Here is a 20,606-nt window from a genome sequence, read left to right as displayed (position 1 = left end):
TGGTCCTCTTGTGCTGATTCCCGGTGGGCAACGCTGGCCCGCTGGATCCGCTTTATGGGGGCAAATGGGAAGCAGCACTATATGGGCTGCGGGGGTTCTTGTCCGCTGCGACGGCAGGCCTGTGGCGCACGGACCGCAATCGTTTGCGACACCCCGGCGACCGGGCCTTCATTTTCCCTCATCCCACAGGGGATGCGGGCGAAGCCGTGTATACCTACGGCCATGCGACAACTGCCCTGGCTCGAACCCGGAGACACCCTGCCCGATCCGGCATCGGCCTGGGGCACGGCCGACCCCGTGCCGGGCCTTCTTGCGGCGGGCGGCGCGCTCGATGTCGATACGCTCGTGCAGGCCTACAGCCATTGCGTCTTCCCATGGTTCAGCGACGACCAGCCGATCCTGTGGTGGAGCCCCGACCCGCGCATGGTGCTGCAGGTGGCCGAGTTCAAGCTGCACCGGTCGCTTCGCAAGACCTTGGTCCGATTTGCGGAAACGCCCGGCTGCAAGGTGCGCATCGACCATGATTTCGCGGCGGTCATCAAGGCCTGTTCGCTCTCCCCGCGCGTGGGCCAGTCGGGTACATGGATCGTGCCTGACATGGTGGAGGCCTATACGCAATTGCACGCTGCGGGCCATGCGCACAGCGTGGAGACCTGGATCGACGGCGAGCTCGCAGGCGGCCTCTACTGCGTGGCGCTGGGCCGCGCAGTGTTCGGCGAGTCGATGTTCACCCGCCGGCCGGACGCCTCGAAGATCGCGCTGGCTGCGCTGGTGAGCCTGTGCCGGCACGCCGGCGTGCAGATGATCGATTGCCAGCAGAACACCGCCCACCTCGCCAGCCTCGGCGCCCACGAGATGCCGCGCAGGCGCTTCGTCGCCCACGTGGCCAAGGCCCGGGAACAGGAGGGGCCACGATGGCAATTCGAGCCCGTATACTGGACCGAACTCCTTTCCGCGCGACCTCTTTCACCGACGTGACGCACCTCAAGGATCTCCCGCTTCACACGCTGCAGTTCTACGCGACGGCGCCCTATCCCTGCAGCTACCTGCCGGATCGCCAGGCCCGGTCGCAGGTGGCCACGCCCAGCCACCTGATCCACAACGACGCCTATTCCGACCTCGTGCTCAGCGGGTTCCGGCGCAGCGGCATGTTCACCTACCGGCCCTACTGCGACGGCTGCCGCGCCTGCATCCCGCTGCGGGTGCTGGCCAACAGTTTCCAGCCCACGCGCAGCCAGCGGCGGGCCGCCAGGCAGCATGCCGATCTGCAGGCCCGCGTGCTCAAGCTGTGCTTCGTGCCCGAGCATTACCAGCTCTACCTGCGCTACCAGAACGGCCGCCACGCGGGCGGCGGCATGGACCACGACAGCATCGACCAGTACACCCAGTTCCTGCTGCAGAGCCGGGTCAATTCACGGCTGGTCGAATTCCGCGAGACGCTGGCCGATGGCAGCGCGGGCGCGCTCAAGATGGTGTCGATCCTCGACGTGTTGAACGACGGCATCTCGGCCGTCTATACGTTCTACGAGCCCGACACGAGCGCGGGTTATGGAACCTACAGCGTGCTCTGGCAGATCGAGCAGGCGCGCAAGCTGGGCCTGCCGCATGTCTACCTCGGCTACTGGATCGAACGCAGCCCCAAGATGCACTACAAGGCGCGCTTTTCTCCGCACGAAGTGTTGGTGGATGGACACTGGCAGCCGTCCGGCGATTTCACAAGGTAAAATGGCGCTCGGTCATCACCGCACAGCGCCATGAGAAAAAACCAATCCGACGTTCCTGCAGTTCCCGTGATCCAGGTGATCGAGCGCATGTTCGCGCTGATCGACGTCCTGGCGTCCCGCGAGGAGGCCATCTCCCTGAAGGAAATCAGCGAGAAGACCGGGCTCCATCCTTCGACCACGCACCGCATCCTCAACGACCTGGCGGTCGGGCGTTTCGTCGACCGGCCCGAAGCGGGCAGCTACCGGCTGGGCATGCGCCTGCTGGAACTGGGCAACCTGGTGAAGGGGCGGCTCAACGTGCGCGATGCTGCGCTGGGCCCGATGCGCGAGTTGCACAAGCTCACGCAGCAGCCGGTGAACCTCAGCATGCGCCAGGGCGACGAGATCGTCTACATCGAGCGCTCGTACAGCGAACGCTCGGGCATGCAGGTGGTGCGCGCCATCGGCGGCCGCGCGGCATTGCATCTCACCTCGACCGGCAAGCTGTTCCTGGCCGCAGATGATCCGGCGCGGGTACGCAGCTACGCCACCCGCACGGGTCTGGCAGGCCACACCCGCAACAGCATTACCCAGTTGCCCGCGCTGGAGCGCGAACTGTCGAAGGCGCGCCAGTACGGCATCGCCCGCGACAACGAGGAACTGGAGCTGGGCGTGCGCTGCATGGCCGCTGGCATCTATGACGACCAGGGCAAGCTGGTGGCAGGGTTGTCGATTTCGGCACCGGCCGACCGGCTGGACGAAGGCTGGCTGCCCAAGCTGCAGGCAACGGCCAATGAAATCTCGGGCGCACTGGGGTTCAAGGATGGCGTGGCTGCGGCGACGGCGACACCTACCCCGGCAAGCAACACGCCTTCAGCGAGCGCCTGACCCCCTTGGCGGGGCTCCAAAAGACAAAGCGGGCCTTGAGCCCGCTTTCTTTTTGTCAACCGCTGTCGCGGTGCTGTTACTCAGCCTGCGACTTGGTAGCTCACGCTGCGCGAAGCAGCCGGCGAACCCGGCACGGCGTGCGTCGCCTCGACCCAGCGGCGAACGCGCTCGGCATCGGCGATGCGACTGAACTTGCCGGCCGAATCCAGGAACACCATGATCAGCTTGCGGCCGGCCACCTTGGCCTGCATCACCAGGCACTGGCCGGCTTCGTTGATGAAGCCCGTCTTCTGCACGCCGATTTCCCAGTCGGGGCTCTTCACGAGGCGATTGGTGGTGTTGAACTGCAGCACGCGATTGCCGACCTCGACCTGGTATTCAGGCGACGTGGAAAGCGAGCGCACCGTGGCGTCGGAATAGGCTGCGTTGACCAGCAGCGCCAGATCTTGCGCGCTCGACTGGTTACGGCTCGACAGGCCCGTGGGCTCCACGTAGCGCGTGTCCTTCATCCCGAGCATCTTGGCCTTGGCATTCATGATGCTCACGAAGGTCGTGAGGCCGCCCGGGTAGGTGCGGCCCAACGCGTGCGCCGCGCGGTTTTCGCTCGACATCAGGGCCAGGTGCAACAGCTCGCCGCGCGACAACATCGTGCCGACGGTCAGGCGCGAACGGCTGCCTTTTTCGGTGTCGACGTCGTCCTGGGTGATGGTGATCAGCTCGTCGTTCGGCAGATGGGCTTCGCTGATGAGCAGGCCCGTCATGAGCTTGGTGAGCGAGGCGATCGGCAGCACGGCATGGTCGTTCTTGCTGAACAGGACTTCGTGCGTGTCCTGGTCGATCACGAGGGCAACGCTCGACTTCAGGTCGAGCGCGTCGTCGGTGCCGTGCAGGCCGGCCATCTGGCCGAAGGACTGGCGCGCCGGCGCTTCGACGCGCACCACCGAGCGGCGCTGGACGGCCACCACGGTCTTGCCGTTCTTCTTGCGGATGGTGGCCACCACGTTGCGACCACCGCGAACGGTTTTTTCGCTCTTTTGGTCCCGGCCGCCGCTCTTGGCGACAACGGCCTTCTTGCTGGAAGACGCGCTGCGCTTGACCTCGGCTGGCGCCTTCGCCTTCTTGGCGACGGCGGTTTTTGCGGCGGCGGGCTTTTCTTTCTTCGCGGCCTGAGCGCCAGGCAGCAAAAACGCCGTGGCGCAGAGCGCCACGGCGATGAATTTGAGTGCGGGTAGAAACCGCTGGCTGGAAACTCGGCGGAGACGGGCTTCAGGCATTAATAAATCTCCAGCGGCGACAAACGAGGACCGCAGTGTATCGAATTCAAAAAAGACACGCAATATCAGTTACTTGCATCCTTTTCTTCATTCGAATACCAAGGAACGCCTGAAAACCTAACCTTGCGCTGCAACTCTCTCAGCTTGGCTCTGTAACTTATTGAGAGCACTCAAATAAGCCTTTGCCGAAGCGACCACGATGTCTGGGTCTGCACCCACACCGTTGACCACCCGCCCTGCGTTTTGTAACCGAACTGTAACTTCACCTTGGCTCTCTGTCGAGCCGCTGATCGCGTTCACCGAGTAAAGAACCATCTCGGCACCGCTCTTGACGTGCGACTCGATGGCTTTCAGCGAAGCATCAACCGGGCCATTGCCGTCGGATTCTCCGGTCACTTCCTTGCCCTGAACGGTGAAGACGACTTTCGCCTGGGGGCGTTCGCCGGTTTCGCTGTGCTGGGAGAGAGAGACAAATGCAAACTGTTCGTCAACGTTCGACAGCTCTTCCGCGCTGACGAGCGCCAGGATGTCCTCGTCGAAAATTTCGGACTTGCGATCGGCCAGCTCCTTGAAGCGCAGGAAGGCGGCGTTGATGTCGGCCTCGCCGGCCATCGTCACGCCCAGTTCCTGCAGCCGCTGCTTGAATGCATTGCGGCCGCTGAGCTTGCCCAGCACGATCTTGTTGGCGGCCCAGCCCACGTCCTCGGCCCGCATGATCTCGTAGGTGTCGCGCGCCTTGAGCACGCCGTCCTGGTGGATGCCCGAGGCATGCGCGAAGGCATTGGCGCCTACTACCGCCTTGTTGGGCTGCACCACGAAGCCGGTGGTCTGGCTCACCATGCGGCTCGCGGCCACGATGTGCTGGGTGTCGATGTTCAGGTCGAGCCCGAAGTAGTCGCGGCGGGTCTTGACCGCCATCACCACTTCCTCGAGCGAGCAGTTGCCCGCCCGCTCGCCCAGCCCGTTGATCGTGCATTCCACCTGGCGTGCGCCACCGATCTTCACACCGGCCAGCGAGTTGGCCACGGCCATGCCGAGGTCGTTGTGGCAATGCACCGACCAGATCGCCTTGTCGCTGTTGGGAACGCGCTCGCGCAGCATCTTGATGAAGTTGCCGTAGAGCTCGGGGATGGCGTAGCCGACGGTGTCGGGCACGTTGATGGTGGTGGCGCCCTCGGCGATCACGGTTTCGAGCACGCGGCACAGGAAATCCGGGTCGCTGCGATAGCCGTCTTCGGGGCTGAACTCCACGTCGCTCACGAGGTTGCGCGCGAAACGCACCGCGAGCTTCGCCTGCTCGTGCACCTCGTCGGGCGACATGCGCAGCTTCTTTTCCATGTGCAGCGGCGAGGTCGCGATGAAGGTGTGGATGCGCCCGCGGGCGGCCCCCTTGAGGGCTTCTGCAGCGCGCGCGATGTCGCGGTCGTTGGCGCGCGACAGGCCGCACACCGTCGAATCCTTGATCGCATTGGCAATCGCCTTGACCGCTTCGAAGTCGCCGTTCGAGCTGGCCGGGAAACCCGCTTCGATGACATCGACCTTCAGCCTTTCGAGTTGCTTGGCGATGCGCATCTTCTCGTCGCGCGTCATGGAGGCGCCGGGCGATTGCTCGCCGTCGCGCAAGGTGGTGTCGAAAATAATGAGTTGGTCAGCCATCGTGAATCTCCTTTTGTTCGTTTCCACCTCGCGCTTCCGGCCGGCAAAACCGGCCCGAAACGTCAGGCGACTTCAACCACCGATTGTGCGCTGTGCGCGCCCCGGCTCCGCGCACGTTGCACACCCGAGACGATGGCCTTCAGCGACGCCGTGATCACGTTGGCGTCGATGCCGACGCCGAACAACGTCTGGCTCTCGTCCACGCGCAGTTCCAGGTAGGCCACCGACTTCGCATCGGCACCGGCGCCGATCGCGTGCTGGTGATAGTCCATCACGCGCACGGTGTGGCCCGTGGCCTTGCTCAGTGCTTGCGTGAAGGCGTCGATCGGGCCGTTGCCGCGGCCTTCGATGGCGCGGGTTTCACCGTCCCATGGCAGATCGCCGCGCAGGACGACCGAGGCGTCGGCGCCCTCGCCTTCTTCCTCGATCACGCGGTGCTGGAGCGACTGTGCGGTCTCGATGCCGTACTCGCTCACGAAGAGCTGCCAGAGGTCGGCGGCGGTGAGCTCCTTGCCAGCGACGTCCATCACGCGTTGCACGGTCTGCATGAATTCCATTTGCAGGCGGCGCGGCATCTCGAGACCGTACTCGCTCTCGAGCAGGTAGGCCATGCCGCCCTTGCCCGACTGGCTGTTCACGCGGATCACCGCCTCGTAGCTGCGGCCCACGTCCTTCGGGTCGATGGGGAGGTAGGGCATGTCCCAGATGTCGCCTTCCTTGCGCGCGGCGAAGGCCTTCTTGATCGCGTCCTGGTGCGAGCCGGAGAACGAGGTGTAGACGAGGTCGCCGACATAAGGGTGGCGCGGATGCACGGGAATCTGGTTGCAGTGCTCGACTGTCGCGCGGATCTCGTCGATGTTCGAGAAGTCCAGCTCGGGCGAAACGCCCTGCGTGTAGAGGTTGAGCGCAACGTTCACGAGATCGAGGTTGCCGGTGCGCTCGCCATTGCCGAAGAGGCAACCCTCGATGCGCTCGGCGCCCGCCATCAAGGCCAGTTCGCCGGCAGCGGTGCCGGTGCCGCGGTCGTTGTGCGGGTGCACGCACAGCACGATGGAGTCGCGGCGCGCCAGGTTGCGGTGCATCCACTCGATCATGTCCGCGAAGATGTTCGGCGTGGAGTGTTCAACCGTGGTGGGCAGATTGACGATGCATTTGCGCTCGGGCGTCGGCGCCCAGACTTCGGTGACCGCATCGACCACGCGCTTGGAGAAGACCACGTCGGTGCCCGAGAACATTTCGGGCGAGTACTGGAAGGTCCACTGCGTGTTCGGCTGCTTCGCGGCGAAGTCGTTGAACATGCGTGCGTGGCTGCTGGCGAGTTCGACGATCTGGTCTTCGTCCATGCCGAGCACCACGCGGCGCATGACCGGGGCCACCGCGTTGTAGAGGTGAACGATGGCGCGCGGGGCGCCTTGCAGCGATTCGAAGGTGCGGGCGATGAGGTGGTCACGCGCCTGCGTCAGCACCTGGATCGTCACGTCGTCGGGAATGCGGTCTTCCTCGATGAGCTTGCGCACGAAGTCGAATTCGACTTGGGAGGCGGAGGGAAAGCCGACTTCGATTTCCTTGAAGCCAATCGCCACCAGTGTCTCGAACATGCGCATCTTGCGAGCGATGTCCATGGGCTCGACCAGGGCCTGGTTGCCATCGCGCAGGTCGGTCGACAGCCAGATCGGAGCCTTGGTCAGCACGGCATCGGGCCAGGTGCGGTCCTTGAGGCCGATCGGGGCGAATGCGCGGTATTTGGCTTGAGGTTGCTTGAGCATGTCGATTTCTCTGTGATGGTTGGTAATCAACCAGCAACCCCAAAAACAAACGGCCCGTTGCTGGTGCGAACGGGCCGTGGTGAGGGATTTGCGCGTGCGCTACCGTCTCCGCCCGTGAGGGAGGGCTAGTAGGGCCAGCAGCGAAATCTTGGTCATGAGGGTTGCGAATGTAGCACAAGCCACATTCAGTTATGCAAGCCGCGCTCGTCGGGCTCCTCGGTCGAGGTACTGATCACGCTGACCGGCTGGCCCTTGGCCTTGCGCCATGCGTAGACCACATAGCCGCTCAAGCCGTAAGCCACGAAGAGGCCGAACAGCACCGTCGGCGGATGGATGTTGATGACCGCGATGCCGAGCGCAATGAGCACGATCACGACGAAGGGCACGCTCTTCTTCATCTGCACGTCCTTGAAGCTGTAGAACGGCGCGTTCGTCACCATCGAGAGACCCGCATAGAGCGTGAACGCGAACGTGACCCAGGTGATCTGCGTCCACGAGAGGTACAGCACCTCGCCGCCGCGCTTGCCCCATTCGTTCACGAGCCAGATGAAACCTGCCACAAGCGCCGCCGCAGCCGGCGACGGCAGCCCCTGGAACCAGCGCTTGTCGACCACGCCGGTGTTCACGTTGAAGCGTGCAAGCCGCAATGCAGCACAGGCGCAGTAAACGAAGGCCGCGATCCAGCCCCAACGCCCCAGGCCCTTGAGGGACCATTCGTAGGCGATGAGCGCCGGCGCCGCGCCGAACGACACCATGTCGGACAGCGAATCCATCTGCTCGCCGAACGCGCTCTGCGTGTTGGTCATGCGCGCGACGCGTCCGTCCAGGCTGTCGAGGATCATCGCGGCGAACACGCCGAGCGCCGCGAGGTCGAAGCGCGCGTTCATCGCCATCACGACCGAGTAGAAGCCGCCGAACAACGCCGCCAGCGTGAACAGGTTCGGCAGGATGTAGATGCCCTTGCGACGTTTGCGCGGCTGCACATCGTCGGGGAGCGTGTCGTCATGCATTGAAATTGCCTCCGTCCCTCATGGGCACTGCGCGAGCAGCTATCCATTCGATAGCATTTTGATCTGTGAGTCGCATGGTTCGCAGTGTAGTTCAGGGGGCGCTGCGCCCCCGACAAACAAAAGGGCCACCGCAACGGGTGGCCCTTGGGAAAAGAGTGCCGAAGCACCCTTTCTGGCTCTCGGATCAGTTGCGGGTCTGGTCGACCAGCTTGTTCTTCTTGATCCAGGGCATCATCGCGCGCAGCTTTTCGCCGACGACTTCGATCTGATGCTCTGCATTCAGGCGGCGGCGGCTGATCAGCGCGGGCTGGCCGGCAGCGGCTTCGAGCACGAAGCTCTTGGCGTATTCGCCGGTCTGGATGTCGCGCAGCACTTGCTTCATGACCTTCTTGGTCTCGTCGGTCACGATGCGCGGGCCCGTGACGTACTCGCCGTACTCGGCGTTGTTCGAGATCGAGTAGTTCATGTTGGCGATGCCGCCTTCATAGATCAGGTCGACGATCAGCTTGAGCTCGTGCAGGCATTCGAAGTACGCCATTTCGGGGGCGTAGCCGGCTTCCACCAGCGTTTCGAAACCAGCCTTGATCAGCTCGACCGTGCCACCGCACAGAACCGCTTGTTCGCCGAACAGGTCGGTCTCGGTTTCTTCGCGGAAGTTGGTCTCGATGATGCCGGCCTTGCCGCCGCCGTTGGCCGTGGCGTAGCTCAGCGCGAGGTCACGCGCCTTGCCGGTCTTGTCCTGGTGCACGGCCACGAGGTGGGGCACGCCGCCGCCTTGCGTGTAGGTGCTGCGCACGGTGTGGCCCGGGGCCTTGGGGGCGACCATCCACACGTCGAGGTCGGCGCGCGGCTGCACGAAGCCGTAGTGCACGTTGAAGCCGTGGGCGAAGACGAGCGAAGCGCCTTCCTTGATGTGCGGGGCCACGTCGTTCTTGTAGACGTTGGCGATCTGCTCGTCGGGCAGCAGGATCATGACCACGTCGGCCGACTTCACGGCATCGGCGACTTCGGCGACCTGCAGGCCGGCCTTGCCGACCTTGTCCCACGAAGCGCCACCCTTGCGCAGGCCGACCACGACCTTGACGCCGCTGTCGTTCAGGTTCTGCGCGTGCGCGTGACCTTGCGACCCGTAACCGATGATTGCGACCGTCTTGCCCTTGATGAGGCTGAGGTCGGCGTCCTTGTCGTAGTAAACCTTCATGATGCGTCTTTCCTAATTAATCTCGAGCACCCCCTGAAGCGGGGGTGCGTTCACTCACAGTTGGCCGGAGGGATTCCGGTCCTTCATTTGCTGGTTGATGGACACGAGGTTGTCGTGAATGCGGAACAGCAGGATCAGCAATTCGCTGTAGACGCGAACCATGATCGCGCCGAATACAAGAATACCGATGGCAGCCAGGATGCGGCCCTGGAACAACGAGATGACCGTTGCAGCGAGCACACCCAGCAGTCCGAGGAAGTACAGAATCCGAATGATGATCGGGGTCACCATCTTCTCGAAACCCAGCAAGTCTTGCATTTACCTTCTCCTCATGTTGATTTGAAACGTGGAACTGAGGGGATCTTCACCCCCTACACGCGCAGGATGCGCTCGCCGCGCCCGATGCCGCTGGCACCGGTGCGGACAGTCTCGAGGATAGCGCTACGGTCGATCGCTTCCAAGAAAGCGTCGTTTTTGCCGTGATCGCCGGTGAGTTCGATGGTGTAGCTCTTGTCGGTGACGTCGATGATGCGGCCGCGAAAGATCTCGGCCATGCGCATCATTTCTTCCCGCTCCTTGCCCACCGCGCGCACCTTCACCATCATGAGCTCGCGCTCGGTGTAGGCGCCTTCGGTCAGGTCGACGACCTTCACGACCTCGATCAGGCGGTTCAGGTGCTTGGTGATCTGCTCGATCACGTCGTCCGAACCGGTCGTGACGATGGTCATGCGCGAGAGACTGGCGTCCTCGGTCGGCGCGACGGTCAGCGATTCGATGTTGTAGCCACGGGCCGAGAACAGGCCCACCACGCGGGAAAGAGCACCCGGCTCGTTTTCCAGCAGCACTGCAATGATGTGTTTCATGTTTGCGTGACTCCTCTTTTCGCCAGCGCGGAAGCTTTCGCTTTCGCCGCCCTCCCCCACGCACGGTAATGCGCAGGCTCGGCGGGCAATAGATTCGTCAGTAAAGAGTTAAGAGCGAATGCGCCGCAGATCAGAGATCTTCGGAGCCCAACAGCATCTCGGTGATGCCCATGCCGGCCTTCACCATCGGGAACACGTTCTCGGTGGGATCGGTGCGGAAGTCCATGAACACCGTGCGGTCCTTGAGCTTGCGCGCTTCACGCAGCGCAGGCTCCACGTCTTGTGGACGCTCGATCAGCATGCCGACGTGGCCATAGGCCTCGGCGAGCTTCACGAAGTTGGGCAGTGCATCCATGTAGCTATGGCTGTAGCGGCCGGAGTATTCGATCTCCTGCCACTGGCGCACCATGCCCAGGTAGCGGTTGTTGAGCGAGCAGATCTTGATCGGCGTGTTGTATTGCAAACAGGTGGAGAGTTCCTGGATGCACATCTGCACCGAGCCTTCGCCGGTGATGGTGAACACTTCCGAATCGGGCTTCGCGAGCTTGATGCCCATGGCATAGGGAATGCCCACGCCCATGGTGCCCAGGCCACCCGAATTGATCCAGCGGCGCGGCTCGTCGAAGCGGTAGTACTGGGCGGCCCACATCTGGTGCTGGCCCACGTCCGACGTGATGTACGCGTCGGCGTCCTTGGTCATGTTCCAGAGGGTCTCGACCACGTACTGCGGCTTGATCACGTCCTTGTTGCCGCGGTCGTACTTCAGGCAATCGCGCGAGCGCCAGGCCTCGATGGTCTTCCACCAGTCAGCCAGCGCACCTGCGTCGGGCTTGGTGGTGCTCTCGCGGATCATCGAGATCAGTTCGGTGAGCACGTCCTTCACGTCGCCGACGATCGGGATGTCGACCTTCACGCGCTTGGAGATGCTCGACGGATCGATGTCGACGTGGATGATCTTGCGTTCGTTCGTCGCGAAGTGCTTGGGGTTGCCGATCACGCGGTCGTCGAAGCGCGCACCCACGGCCAGCAGCACATCGCAGTTCTGCATCGCGTTGTTGGCTTCGATCGTGCCGTGCATGCCCAGCATGCCGAGGAACTTGCGATCGCTCGCCGGATAGGCGCCCAGGCCCATCAGCGTGTTGGTGACCGGGTAGCCCAGCATGTCGACCAGCGTGCGCAGTTCGTTGCAGGCATTGCCCAGAAGCACGCCGCCGCCGGTGTAGATGTACGGGCGCTTGGCGGCCAGCAGCAGTTGCAGCGCCTTGCGGATCTGCCCGCCGTGGCCCTTGCGCACCGGGTTGTACGAGCGCATCTCGACCTTGTCGGGATAGCCGGCGTAAGGCGTCTTCTTGAAGGAAACGTCCTTGGGCACGTCCACCACCACCGGGCCCGGACGGCCGCTGCGTGCGATGTGGAAGGCCTTCTTCATCGTCATGGCCAGATCCTTGGGATCCTTGACGAGGAAGTTGTGCTTGACGATGGGGCGGGTGATGCCGACCGTGTCGCATTCCTGGAAAGCATCGAGGCCGATGGCGGCCGTTGGCACCTGGCCCGAGATGATCACCATCGGGATCGAGTCCATGTACGCCGTGGCGATGCCGGTGACCGCATTGGTCAGGCCGGGGCCGGAGGTGACCAGTGCCACGCCGACTTCGCCAGTGGCGCGCGCATAGCCGTCGGCTGCGTGCACTGCGGCCTGCTCGTGGCGCACCAGAACGTGCTGGATGGTGTCCTGCTTGTAGAACGCGTCGTAGATGTACAGAACCGCGCCGCCGGGGTAGCCCCAGATGTACTGGACGCCTTCGGCCTGCAGTGCCTTGACCAGCACTTCAGCGCCCATGAGTTCTTGCGGTGGGTTGCCGGCGCCAGAGGACGCGGCTGCTGCGGAGATGATCTCCGCCTTCGAGATTTCCATGATCAACCTTTGTGTTTTTTCGGGAACGAAAAACCTTGGGTGCCCCTTGCCAACCCTTGTGGGGTCGCGCCAGGACTTGAGGCCATGGCCATGAGCGGACTGATGTTCCGCCGGACCTTGACCCGTTTGCCTTTTGACTTGCAGGGCGGATTATGACATTACCCGGCGGTTCAGATTCGCTTCAGGTGGCTTGTAAAGGCATCGGGGCATAATCCGCGGCGGAAAACCATAAGCGTTCGCTAGACATCCCTTCCCACGCGGCGCGCCTTTGCGCGCCCCCTCTCGCTTGGCCACTGAACAAGAACTCTCCGACTTCCTGAAAAGCGTCGAACGACGCGCTTTCAAGCGCTCGGTCTACCACGTGCGGGACGAAGAAGCGGCGCTCGACATCGTGCAGGACAGCATGATGAAGCTGGCGCAGCACTATGGCGACAAGCCGGCCAACGAGTTGCCGATGCTGTTCCAGCGCATCCTGTCGAACTGCACGCTCGACTGGTTCCGCCGCCAGAAAACCCGGCGCGCGCTGTTCTCGAACCTGAGCGACTTCGACTCGGTCGACGACGACGGAGATTTCGACCTTCTGGAGAACTTCGTCTCTCCAACCGACTCCAGAGAGACGGAAAGTGCCGAAGACACCACCCGCCGCGCCCAGGTCTTCCACGAGATCGAGGAGCAGATCGCCGCATTGCCGGGCCGTCAACGCGAGGCTTTCCTGATGCGTTACTGGGAGGAAATGGACGTCGCAGAGACGGCCGCCGCAATGGGCTGCTCCGAGGGCAGCGTCAAAACCCATTGTTCGCGAGCCGTTCACGCTCTGAGCAAGGCGCTCAAGGCCAAGGGAATATCGCTATGAACACTAAGGTTCCAACCTCTTCTATCGCCGCCGAAGATCAGTTCGGTCAGCGCCTGGCTGCCCGGCTTTCTGCCGGCAACCAGGAGCTGTCGCACGACATCGGCGAGCGGCTGCGCGTTGCGCGCGCGCAGGCCGTGGCCGCGCGCAAGCAGGCGCCGCAATTGCGGACCGCACCCGAGGTGGTGCAGTCCGGCCGTACGCTCACGCTGGGCGGCGGCTGGTGGACCCGCATCGGATCGGTGGTGCCGCTGATCGCCCTCGTGGCCGGCCTCATCACCATCAGCGTGATGCAGGACGACGACCGCGCCAGCGAGCTGGCCGAGGTCGACTCCGCCCTCCTCACCGGCGACCTGCCCCCCGCCGCCTACACCGACCCGGGCTTTGCCCAATTCCTGAAGGCCGACGGCGCCTCCGACTGACCCTCTCCGACCGAATGCGACGCCGCTCCAACTCCAGCGCGAACATCCCCCGTCCCTTGCGCCCGCTCACGGCGGGCGCATTTGTTTGGGCGGGCGCGTTTGCCGTCGCAGCCTTCGGCCTGACGCTCGCCTGCGCCCAGCCGCCTTCCGAGATCAGCAAGGCCGGCCAGACGGGCGTTGCGAGTTCCGCGGCAGCCGGCACCACCAAGACAGTTCCTGCAACCAAGCCGCTCTGGAGCGAACTCACCACCGAACAGCAGCAGGCCCTCAAGCCCCTGGTCCCGCACTGGACCACGATGAACACCGGGCAAAAACGCAAGTGGCTGGCACTGTCACGAAACTTCGCGAACATGTCGGCGGATGATCAAGTCACCCTGCACAGCCGCATGATCGAGTGGGCCGCCCTGAGCAATCAGCAGCGGGCCCAGGCGCGCCTGAACTTCGCCGAGGTCAAGCGCGTGCCGGCCGACGAGCGCAAGGCCAAATGGGAGCAATACCAGGCCTTGAGCGAAGAAGAAAAGCGCAAGCTGGCCGAGCGCGCCCCGGCCAAGCCGCGTGGCGCGGCCATTCCGGTGCGTCCCGTCTCGTCGCAAAAGCTCGTGCCGGTGCCCGCCGTCACTCCGCCCGGCCAGCACACGCCCAGGATCGTGCTGGCGCCGCCGCCGATGGCGCCGTCCATGCCTGCCGCCATCGTGGTGACAACCCCGTTGGAGCGGACGCCTGCCGCGGCGAGCATTACGCCCACCACGGCGCCTGCGCCCGTCAACGTCACATCGCCACCGGTTCCCGCCGAGGCCCAGGTCCCGGCGCCAACGCCGGCGGTTGCCGAGCAGCCCCCTTCCGCCCCCTGACACCAAGGCTTCGATGGTTTCCAGTTCTCCCGAGGCCTCGGGGCCCGATCAGCCTGTCTCGCCTGAAGCACCGACACCCAGCGCTCCTGCTTCGACAGTGCCCGGCCTGTGGCGTCGGATGGCCTGCTGGCTCTACGAGGGCATGCTGCTGTTCGCAGTGGCCATGACGGCCGGCTGGCTTTTCATCACCCTCAGCCAGATGCGCAACGCCATGGATGAGACGCGCCGCCCCCTGCTGCTCGCCTACCTGTTCGTGATCTTCGGCGTGTACTTCGTCTGGTTCTGGTGCAAGGGACAGACGCTGGGCATGAAGACCTGGAACATCCGCATCGTGGACCGGCAAGGCCGCCCGCTGACGCAATCGCGCGCCTTCCTGCGCTATATCCTGAGCTGGATCTGGTTTCTGCCTCCACTGGCACTTCATCCCTTGCTGGGTGTGCCGGTGGTCGAAACGCTGGTTCTGCTGCTTGGCTGGATCGCCATCTGGGCCGTACTCGCTCGTTTTCACCCCGATCGCCAGTTCTGGCATGACGCCTGGGCCGGTACGCGGCTCATCACCTCCAAGCCCATGAGCCGCCGATGAGTGCCCTGCCCGAGCTTCCCGACCCCGCGGTCAATCCGCAAAAGGCCCGAAAGGGCTTCGAGCGCGTCTTTCATGCCACGCTGATCTCGCTCCATGGGCTTCGCGCCGGCTGGAGCGAGCCTGCCTTCCGTCAGGAAGCGATCCTGTCAATCGTGATGATCCCGGCCGCCTTCTGGCTGGGCCGCAGCTGGGTCGAGGTGGCGCTGCTCGCCGGCAGCGCGATCCTGGTGATGATCGTGGAACTGCTCAACACCGCCGTGGAGGCCGCCATCGACCGCATCGGCCCCGAATGGCACGACCTCTCCAAGCGCGCCAAGGACATGGGCAGCGCCGCGGTGCTGCTCTCGCTCACCCTGTGCGGCGGCATCTGGGCGGCGGCGTTGTGGACGCGCTTCATGTCATGAGCGGGCACGCATCCCGAGGCATGATGGCGGGATGAATCCTGAATTTTCGATCTGTGTGTATTGCGGCTCGCGCCCCGGCGAGCGTCCCGAGTTTTCCGAGGCCGCCAAGGCTGTCGGCCAATGGATCGGCCAGCATGGCGGTCAACTGGTCTACGGCGGCGGCCGCACCGGCCTGATGGGCACGGTGGCCGAAGCCACCCGTCTGGCCGGCGGCCGCGTCGTCGGCATCATCCCCAAGGCCCTGGTCGACAAGGAACTGGCCAACCCGCTGTGCGACGAACTGCACGTGGTGGACACCATGCACGAGCGCAAGGCCATGATGGGCGAGCGCGCCGACGCCTTCATCGCCCTGCCGGGCGGCATCGGCACCTTTGAAGAGCTGTTCGAGATCTGGACCTGGCGCCAGCTCGGCTACCACGACAAGCCAACGGGCATCCTCAACACCGCCGGCTACTACGACAAGCTGCTCGATTTTCTTGCGCACAGCGTGCGCGAGGGCTTCATGGGCGACTGGCAGATGCAGCTGATCCGCACCGGCACCGACGCCACCGATCTGCTCACTACGCTGCGCGCCGAAGTGCCGCTCCATCCGCGCGAAGACAGGCTGTCGGAAAACCTCTGACGCCCGTCTCGAAAGAAAAAGCCCCGGTCAACGGGGCTTTTTTGCTTCAGACGGCGTTTTCGTTTTCTTCACCCGTACGGATGCGCACGATGCGCTCGACGGCGGTGACGAATATCTTGCCGTCGCCGATCTTCCCGGTGCGTGCCGAATTGACGATGGCCTCGATGCAGCGCTCCACGTCGCCCTCGTTGACGACGACTTCGACCTTCATCTTGGGCAGGAAGTCGACCACGTATTCGGCGCCGCGGTAGAGCTCGGTATGGCCCTTCTGGCGGCCGAAGCCCTTGACCTCGGTCACGGTCAGGCCGGTGACGCCCACTTCGGCCAAGGCCTCGCGCACGTCCTCGAGCTTGAAAGGTTTGACGATGGCGGTGATCTGCTTCATGGTTTTCGTGCTCCGGCGGTTTCGTTGAATTTGCTGGTGATAGGGTAACGCCAATCCTTGCCGAAGCTGCGGTGGGTGACCCGGATTCCTACCGGCGCCTGGCGCCGCTTGTATTCATTGATCTTGATGAGCCGCGCAACCCGCTCGACCACCGCGCGTTCGTAGCCCGCGGCAATGATCTCGTCGATGCCCTCGTCGTCCTGCATGTAGCGTGCCAGGATTCCATCGAGGATGTCGTAGGGCGGCAGGCTGTCCTGATCGGTCTGGTCGGGCCGAAGCTCCGCACTCGGAGGGCGCGTGATGATCCGCTCCGGGATCGGCTCCGTGCCGGTGCCATACGGGTCGTGGGCGTTGCGCCAGCGCGCGAGCGCGAACACCGTGGTCTTGAGCAGGTCCTTGATGACCGCGAAACCGCCCGCCATGTCGCCGTAGAGCGTGCAGTAGCCGGTGGCCATTTCGCTCTTGTTGCCGGTGGTGAGCACGATCGAGCCGAACTTGTTCGACAGGGCCATCAGCAGCGTGCCGCGGATGCGGGCCTGGATGTTTTCCTCGGCAGTGTCCTCGGGGCGGCCCTTGAATCCCTCGGCCAGGGCACCCTTGAAGGATTCGAAGGTGTGCTCGATCAAAATCTCGTCGTAGCGCACGCCGAGGCGGCTTGCCATCTCCCGCGCATCGATCCAGCTGATGTCGGCGGTGTAAGGCGAAGGCATCATCACCGCGCGCACCTTGTCCTTGCCGAGTGCATCGACCGCGATGGCGAGCACCAATGCGGAGTCGATGCCGCCCGAGAGCCCCAGGATGGCGCTCGGAAAGCCGTTCTTGCCGATGTAGTCGCGCACGCCGAGCACCAAGGCGTCCCACAGCTGCGCTTCGGCGTCGCGCGGAGCCACCACCGCATCGGGCTGGGCTACGAAGCCGACGCCACCTTGCGGTGTGCGCTCCAACTGCGCAAAGACCAATTTCTCCTGGAAGCTCTCGGCCTGCATGGCGAGCGCGCCGTCAGCCTGCAGCGCGAACGAAGCACCGTCGAACACCACTTCGTCCTGCCCGCCGACCAGATGTGCGTAAACCAGCGGCAACCCCACCACGCGTGCACGATCGGCCATGCGAGCAACGCGCTCGCCCTCCTTGCCCACGTGGTACGGCGAGGCGTTGATCACCGCGAGCACCTCGGCGCCGGCCTCGCGGGCCAGTTCAGCCGGCTGGTCGAACCAGGCGTCTTCGCAGATCAGAAGCCCCACGGAAACCCCGCCCGCCTCGAACACGCAGGTGCCCTGCCCCGGCGTGAAATAGCGGCGCTCGTCGAACACCTGGTAGTTGGGCAGCTCGCGCTTGGCGTAGGTCTCGAGGATGCGCCCTTCCTTGATGACACTGGCCGCGTTGTGGCGCATCTGCACTGCCACGGAGCGGCTGCGAAGGCTCCCGCCGGTCGGATGCCCCACCACCACGACCATGTCTTTGAGATCGGCCAGCGCGGCGGCTATGCCTTTCACGGCATCATCACAGGCTTCGGTGAAGGCAGGACGGAGGAACAGGTCCTCCGCTGCGTAGCCGGCAATCGAGAGTTCGGGTGTCAGGAGCAGGCGCGCGCCTTGCGCATGGGCGTTGCGTGCGGCATCGACGATCTTTCTTGCGTTGCCGGCGAGGTCGCCCACCACAAAATTGAGTTGCGCGATGGCGAGCTTGAGCGTCATACAGAAGGAAGAAAAAGGCTTGAACGATTATGTCATTCGGGTTCTGGCGTCGCCGTCGGACGTGAGCCCGAAAGCCTGGAACGCGCTGCTCGCAGCGCAGGTCGAGCCCTCGCCTTTCATGCGCCACGAATACCTCGCGGCGCTGCACGAAAGCGGCAGTGCATCGCCCGCCAGCGGATGGACGGCGCAGTTCGTCACGCTCTGGCGTGGCAAGCAGCTCGAAGCCGCCTGCCCCGTCTATATCAAGGACCATTCGTACGGCGAGTACGTGTTCGACTGGGCCTGGGCCAATGCGTATGAGCAGCACGGGCTCGCCTACTACCCCAAAGCGGTCGTGGCAGTGCCGTTCACGCCGGTGCCAGGCACACGACTATTGGCGCGCGATCCGCAGAGCCGCACCCTGCTGGTGCAAGCGCTGGTCGCTTGGTGCAAGCAGGAAGAACTTTCTTCCTTGCACCTGCTGTTCGGTGCAGATGCAGACATCACGGCCTGCACCGAAGCGGGCCTGATGCTGCGCAATACCGTGCAGTTCCATTGGAGGAATGCCGGCTATCCAGACTTCGACACCTTCCTCGCCAGCCTCGCGCACGACAAGCGCAAGAAGATCCGCCAGGAGCGCCGCAAGGTCGCCGATGCGGGCGTGAGCTTCCGCTGGTCGCGCGGCAAGGACATCTCGAAGGCCGATTGGGATTTCTTCTACCGCTGCTACGAGCGCACCTACCGCGAGCACGGCAACCCGCCCTACCTCACGCGCGACTTCTTCCAGCGCATGGCCGACACCCTGCCCGAAGCGTGGCTGTTGTTCGTCGCCGAGCGCGACGGCAAGCCCATGGCAAGCAGCCTGATCGCACTCTCCACGCAGCCGGACGAACCACTCGTCGCCTACGGCCGCTACTGGGGCGCGCTGGAGCGCGTCGACTGCCTGCACTTCGAGGCCTGCTACTACCAGCCCCTTGCCTGGTGCATCGAACACGGCGCCCGGCGTTTCGAGGGCGGCGCGCAGGGCGAGCACAAGATGGCACGCGCGCTGATGCCGGTGAAGACCACCAGCGCCCACTGGCTGGCACATCCGGCGTTCTCCGATGCGGTCGAGCGCTTTCTCGAGCGCGAGGGGGCCGGCATCGAGAACTACATGGACCACCTGGGCGAGCGCAGCCCGTTCAAGGGGGCAAGCTGAAGCACAAGCTCTGTCCAAGGGCATAGCGCCCTTGACCGTTTGGCACATCGACGGCGCACGGCGCCTCTCCTAGCATCGGGCCGGAAAAGCCAGATTCCGAGGAGGACCGCATGCGCCCATTGATTCGTTTCGCTCTTGCTGCGCTCTGCTTCGCGAGCGCCGGCCACGCCTGTGCCGCGAGCTTCGACTGCACCAGGGCCGGCAACGCCACCGAGAAAACCATCTGCGCCGACCCGGGCCTGTCGCGGCAGGACGAGGCCTTGGCCGCGCTCTACCAGCGTCAACTCGAAATGCCCGACGCGGGCCAATGGGGAACGATTCTGCGGCGCGACCAGCGCGACTGGATTGCGATGCGCAACCGCGAATGCAAAGGCAACGTCGACTGCCTGACGCAGGACTACCAGCGCCGCATCACCTACCTCAGCCATCCGCTGCTGCAATGGATGGGCCGCTACGTGCAGGGCAAATGCCCGCACGAGAGCCGATTCCTCGACGTCACGCCCGGTGACGGCGGGCAGCTCGATGTGGAGATCTACATCTGCCCCAACCCACGCGGCAACATGCTGCTGCAGGGCAGGAACGTGCTCGAAGCCGGGCAGCGCCTGAGGGTGGCAGAGGGCGAGCGTTGCACCCGCACCTTCCAGTTCGCCGCCGACCGCATCACGGTCGCCGACGGACCCGAATGCGCACCCTCGTTGAAAGGCGTTTATGTGCGCGATCCGCGCCGCTCGCCGTTCGAGCTCGAGGGCGCGAAGTGAAGGCCTGGATTACTTCTTGTACGCGGCGATGCCGTCGATGACTTCCTTCTTGGCCGCATCGATGCCTTCCCAGCCCAGCACCTTGACCCACTTGCCGGCTTCCAGGTCCTTGTAGTGCTCGAAGAAGTGGCTGATGGCCTTCAGGCGCATCGGGTTCACGTCGTCGACCGACTTCCAGTGGCTGTAGATCGGCAGCACCTTGTCGGTGGGCACGGCCAGCACCTTGCCATCGACGCCGGCTTCGTCTTCCATCATCAGGATGCCCAGGGGGCGGCAGGGCACGACCACGCCCGGCAGCAGCGGGTACGGGGCGATCACCAGCACGTCGACCGGGTCGCCGTCGCCCGACAGGGTCTGCGGCACGTAGCCATAGTTGGCGGGGTAGTACATGGCCGTCGTCATGAAGCGGTCCACGAAGATCGCGCCGGATTCCTTGTCGACTTCGTACTTGATCGGGTCGGCATTCATCGGGATTTCGATCACGACGTTGAAGGCATCGGGGACGTTCTTGCCGGGGGAGACTTTGTCGAAGGACATGACGTTTTTCGAGTAGTTGAAAAGTATTGGGGGGACGGGGACAAACC

Annotated in this window: 22 protein-coding genes; 11 read left to right on the top strand and 11 right to left on the bottom strand. The window is 64.1% G+C overall.

Going from position 1 to position 20,606, the window contains the following annotated elements; all coding sequences use genetic code 11:
* Positions 1–222: 222 nt before the first annotated feature.
* The 3 genes from aat to ACSFA7_RS20755 are packed head-to-tail and all read left to right on the top strand — an operon-like array spanning position 223 to position 2,591.
* The gene (gene aat / locus ACSFA7_RS20765; protein WP_435501112.1) at positions 223–978 is read left to right on the top strand and encodes a leucyl/phenylalanyl-tRNA--protein transferase; all 756 of its coding nucleotides are present in this window, start codon (positions 223–225) and stop codon (positions 976–978) included.
* On the top strand, positions 975–1,724 hold the full coding sequence (locus ACSFA7_RS20760) for an arginyltransferase (protein ID WP_206173760.1): 750 nt from the start codon (positions 975–977) through the stop codon (positions 1,722–1,724). The genes aat and ACSFA7_RS20760 overlap by 4 nt, the downstream gene beginning before the upstream one ends.
* A gap of 30 nt (positions 1,725–1,754) precedes the next feature.
* Positions 1,755–2,591: an IclR family transcriptional regulator gene (locus ACSFA7_RS20755; protein ID WP_435501111.1), complete on the top strand. Its 837-nt coding sequence runs from the start codon at positions 1,755–1,757 to the stop codon at positions 2,589–2,591.
* An 80-nt stretch (positions 2,592–2,671) separates the two neighbouring features.
* Here ACSFA7_RS20755 and ACSFA7_RS20750 read toward each other — a convergent pair whose 3' ends face one another.
* The 8 genes from ACSFA7_RS20750 to ACSFA7_RS20715 form a co-directional block, all read right to left on the bottom strand.
* A complete protein-coding gene (locus ACSFA7_RS20750; RefSeq protein WP_435501110.1) occupies positions 2,672–3,865 on the bottom strand; it encodes a serine hydrolase in 1,194 nt (397 codons plus the stop codon).
* Between the two features lie 117 nt (positions 3,866–3,982).
* Positions 3,983–5,521, bottom strand: a complete 1,539-nt coding sequence (locus tag ACSFA7_RS20745; RefSeq protein WP_435501109.1) for a 2-isopropylmalate synthase — start codon at positions 5,519–5,521, stop codon at positions 3,983–3,985.
* 62 nt (positions 5,522–5,583) lie between these two features.
* Entirely contained in the window at positions 5,584–7,287 is a 1,704-nt protein-coding gene (leuA, locus tag ACSFA7_RS20740; RefSeq protein ID WP_435501108.1) for a 2-isopropylmalate synthase, read from the bottom strand.
* A 185-nt stretch (positions 7,288–7,472) separates the two neighbouring features.
* Entirely contained in the window at positions 7,473–8,297 is an 825-nt protein-coding gene (gene pssA, locus ACSFA7_RS20735) for a CDP-diacylglycerol--serine O-phosphatidyltransferase (RefSeq protein WP_013540986.1), read from the bottom strand.
* A 184-nt stretch (positions 8,298–8,481) separates the two neighbouring features.
* Entirely contained in the window at positions 8,482–9,498 is a 1,017-nt protein-coding gene (ilvC, locus tag ACSFA7_RS20730) for a ketol-acid reductoisomerase (protein ID WP_042579952.1), read from the bottom strand.
* Positions 9,499–9,552: 54 nt separating this feature from the next.
* Positions 9,553–9,816, bottom strand: coding sequence for a DUF4282 domain-containing protein (locus ACSFA7_RS20725; protein ID WP_042579951.1), 264 nt, complete (start codon positions 9,814–9,816; stop codon positions 9,553–9,555).
* Between the two features lie 53 nt (positions 9,817–9,869).
* A complete protein-coding gene (gene ilvN, locus ACSFA7_RS20720) occupies positions 9,870–10,361 on the bottom strand; it encodes an acetolactate synthase small subunit (protein WP_013540983.1) in 492 nt (163 codons plus the stop codon).
* 130 nt (positions 10,362–10,491) lie between these two features.
* Positions 10,492–12,276 (bottom strand): acetolactate synthase 3 catalytic subunit, encoded by a 1,785-nt coding sequence (locus tag ACSFA7_RS20715; protein ID WP_206173765.1) that lies wholly within the window; start codon positions 12,274–12,276, stop codon positions 10,492–10,494.
* Between the two features lie 286 nt (positions 12,277–12,562).
* Here ACSFA7_RS20715 and ACSFA7_RS20710 point away from each other — a divergent pair, with 286 nt between their 5' ends.
* Genes ACSFA7_RS20710 through ACSFA7_RS20685 form a run of 6 tightly spaced genes read left to right on the top strand, consistent with a single transcriptional unit; the run spans position 12,563 to position 16,008 of the window.
* Positions 12,563–13,129 carry an RNA polymerase sigma factor gene (locus ACSFA7_RS20710; protein WP_013540981.1) on the top strand — a complete coding sequence of 189 codons (567 nt, stop codon included), beginning with the start codon at positions 12,563–12,565 and terminating at the stop codon, positions 13,127–13,129.
* Positions 13,126–13,548 carry a DUF3619 family protein gene (locus tag ACSFA7_RS20705; RefSeq protein WP_435501107.1) on the top strand — a complete coding sequence of 141 codons (423 nt, stop codon included), beginning with the start codon at positions 13,126–13,128 and terminating at the stop codon, positions 13,546–13,548. The genes ACSFA7_RS20710 and ACSFA7_RS20705 overlap by 4 nt, the downstream gene beginning before the upstream one ends.
* A 14-nt stretch (positions 13,549–13,562) precedes the next feature.
* A complete protein-coding gene (locus ACSFA7_RS20700) occupies positions 13,563–14,399 on the top strand; it encodes a DUF3106 domain-containing protein (RefSeq protein WP_435501106.1) in 837 nt (278 codons plus the stop codon).
* A gap of 13 nt (positions 14,400–14,412) precedes the next feature.
* Complete coding sequence (locus ACSFA7_RS20695; protein ID WP_435501105.1) at positions 14,413–14,982, top strand: RDD family protein; 570 nt, start codon at positions 14,413–14,415, stop codon at positions 14,980–14,982.
* Positions 14,979–15,386 (top strand): diacylglycerol kinase, encoded by a 408-nt coding sequence (locus ACSFA7_RS20690; RefSeq protein ID WP_176657090.1) that lies wholly within the window; start codon positions 14,979–14,981, stop codon positions 15,384–15,386. The genes ACSFA7_RS20695 and ACSFA7_RS20690 overlap by 4 nt, the downstream gene beginning before the upstream one ends.
* 31 nt (positions 15,387–15,417) lie before the next feature.
* The gene (locus ACSFA7_RS20685) at positions 15,418–16,008 is read left to right on the top strand and encodes an LOG family protein (RefSeq protein WP_435501104.1); all 591 of its coding nucleotides are present in this window, start codon (positions 15,418–15,420) and stop codon (positions 16,006–16,008) included.
* Between the two features lie 46 nt (positions 16,009–16,054).
* Here ACSFA7_RS20685 and ACSFA7_RS20680 read toward each other — a convergent pair whose 3' ends face one another.
* Together ACSFA7_RS20680 and ACSFA7_RS20675 are read right to left on the bottom strand one after the other, a co-directional pair.
* Positions 16,055–16,393: a P-II family nitrogen regulator gene (locus ACSFA7_RS20680; RefSeq protein ID WP_013540975.1), complete on the bottom strand. Its 339-nt coding sequence runs from the start codon at positions 16,391–16,393 to the stop codon at positions 16,055–16,057.
* On the bottom strand, positions 16,390–18,087 hold the full coding sequence (locus ACSFA7_RS20675; protein ID WP_435501103.1) for an NAD+ synthase: 1,698 nt from the start codon (positions 18,085–18,087) through the stop codon (positions 16,390–16,392). Before ACSFA7_RS20675 ends, ACSFA7_RS20680 begins: the two co-directional genes overlap by 4 nt.
* Positions 18,088–18,106: 19 nt before the next feature.
* Between ACSFA7_RS20675 and ACSFA7_RS20670 the strand changes: the two genes are divergently transcribed.
* The gene (locus tag ACSFA7_RS20670; RefSeq protein WP_435501102.1) at positions 18,107–19,264 is read left to right on the top strand and encodes a GNAT family N-acetyltransferase; all 1,158 of its coding nucleotides are present in this window, start codon (positions 18,107–18,109) and stop codon (positions 19,262–19,264) included.
* Between the two features lie 110 nt (positions 19,265–19,374).
* On the top strand, positions 19,375–20,022 hold the full coding sequence (locus ACSFA7_RS20665) for a lysozyme inhibitor LprI family protein (protein ID WP_435501101.1): 648 nt from the start codon (positions 19,375–19,377) through the stop codon (positions 20,020–20,022).
* 9 nt (positions 20,023–20,031) lie between these two features.
* Here ACSFA7_RS20665 and ppa read toward each other — a convergent pair whose 3' ends face one another.
* Positions 20,032–20,559, bottom strand: a complete 528-nt coding sequence (gene ppa / locus ACSFA7_RS20660; protein WP_013540971.1) for an inorganic diphosphatase — start codon at positions 20,557–20,559, stop codon at positions 20,032–20,034.
* Between the last annotated feature and the right edge of the window lie 47 nt (positions 20,560–20,606).

The organism is Variovorax trehalosi (assembly GCF_051216415.1).
Lineage (GTDB): Bacteria > Pseudomonadota > Gammaproteobacteria > Burkholderiales > Burkholderiaceae_C > Variovorax.
The sequence above is the reverse complement of the archived record's forward strand: the minus strand, read 5'-3'. Positions and strand labels throughout refer to the sequence as shown.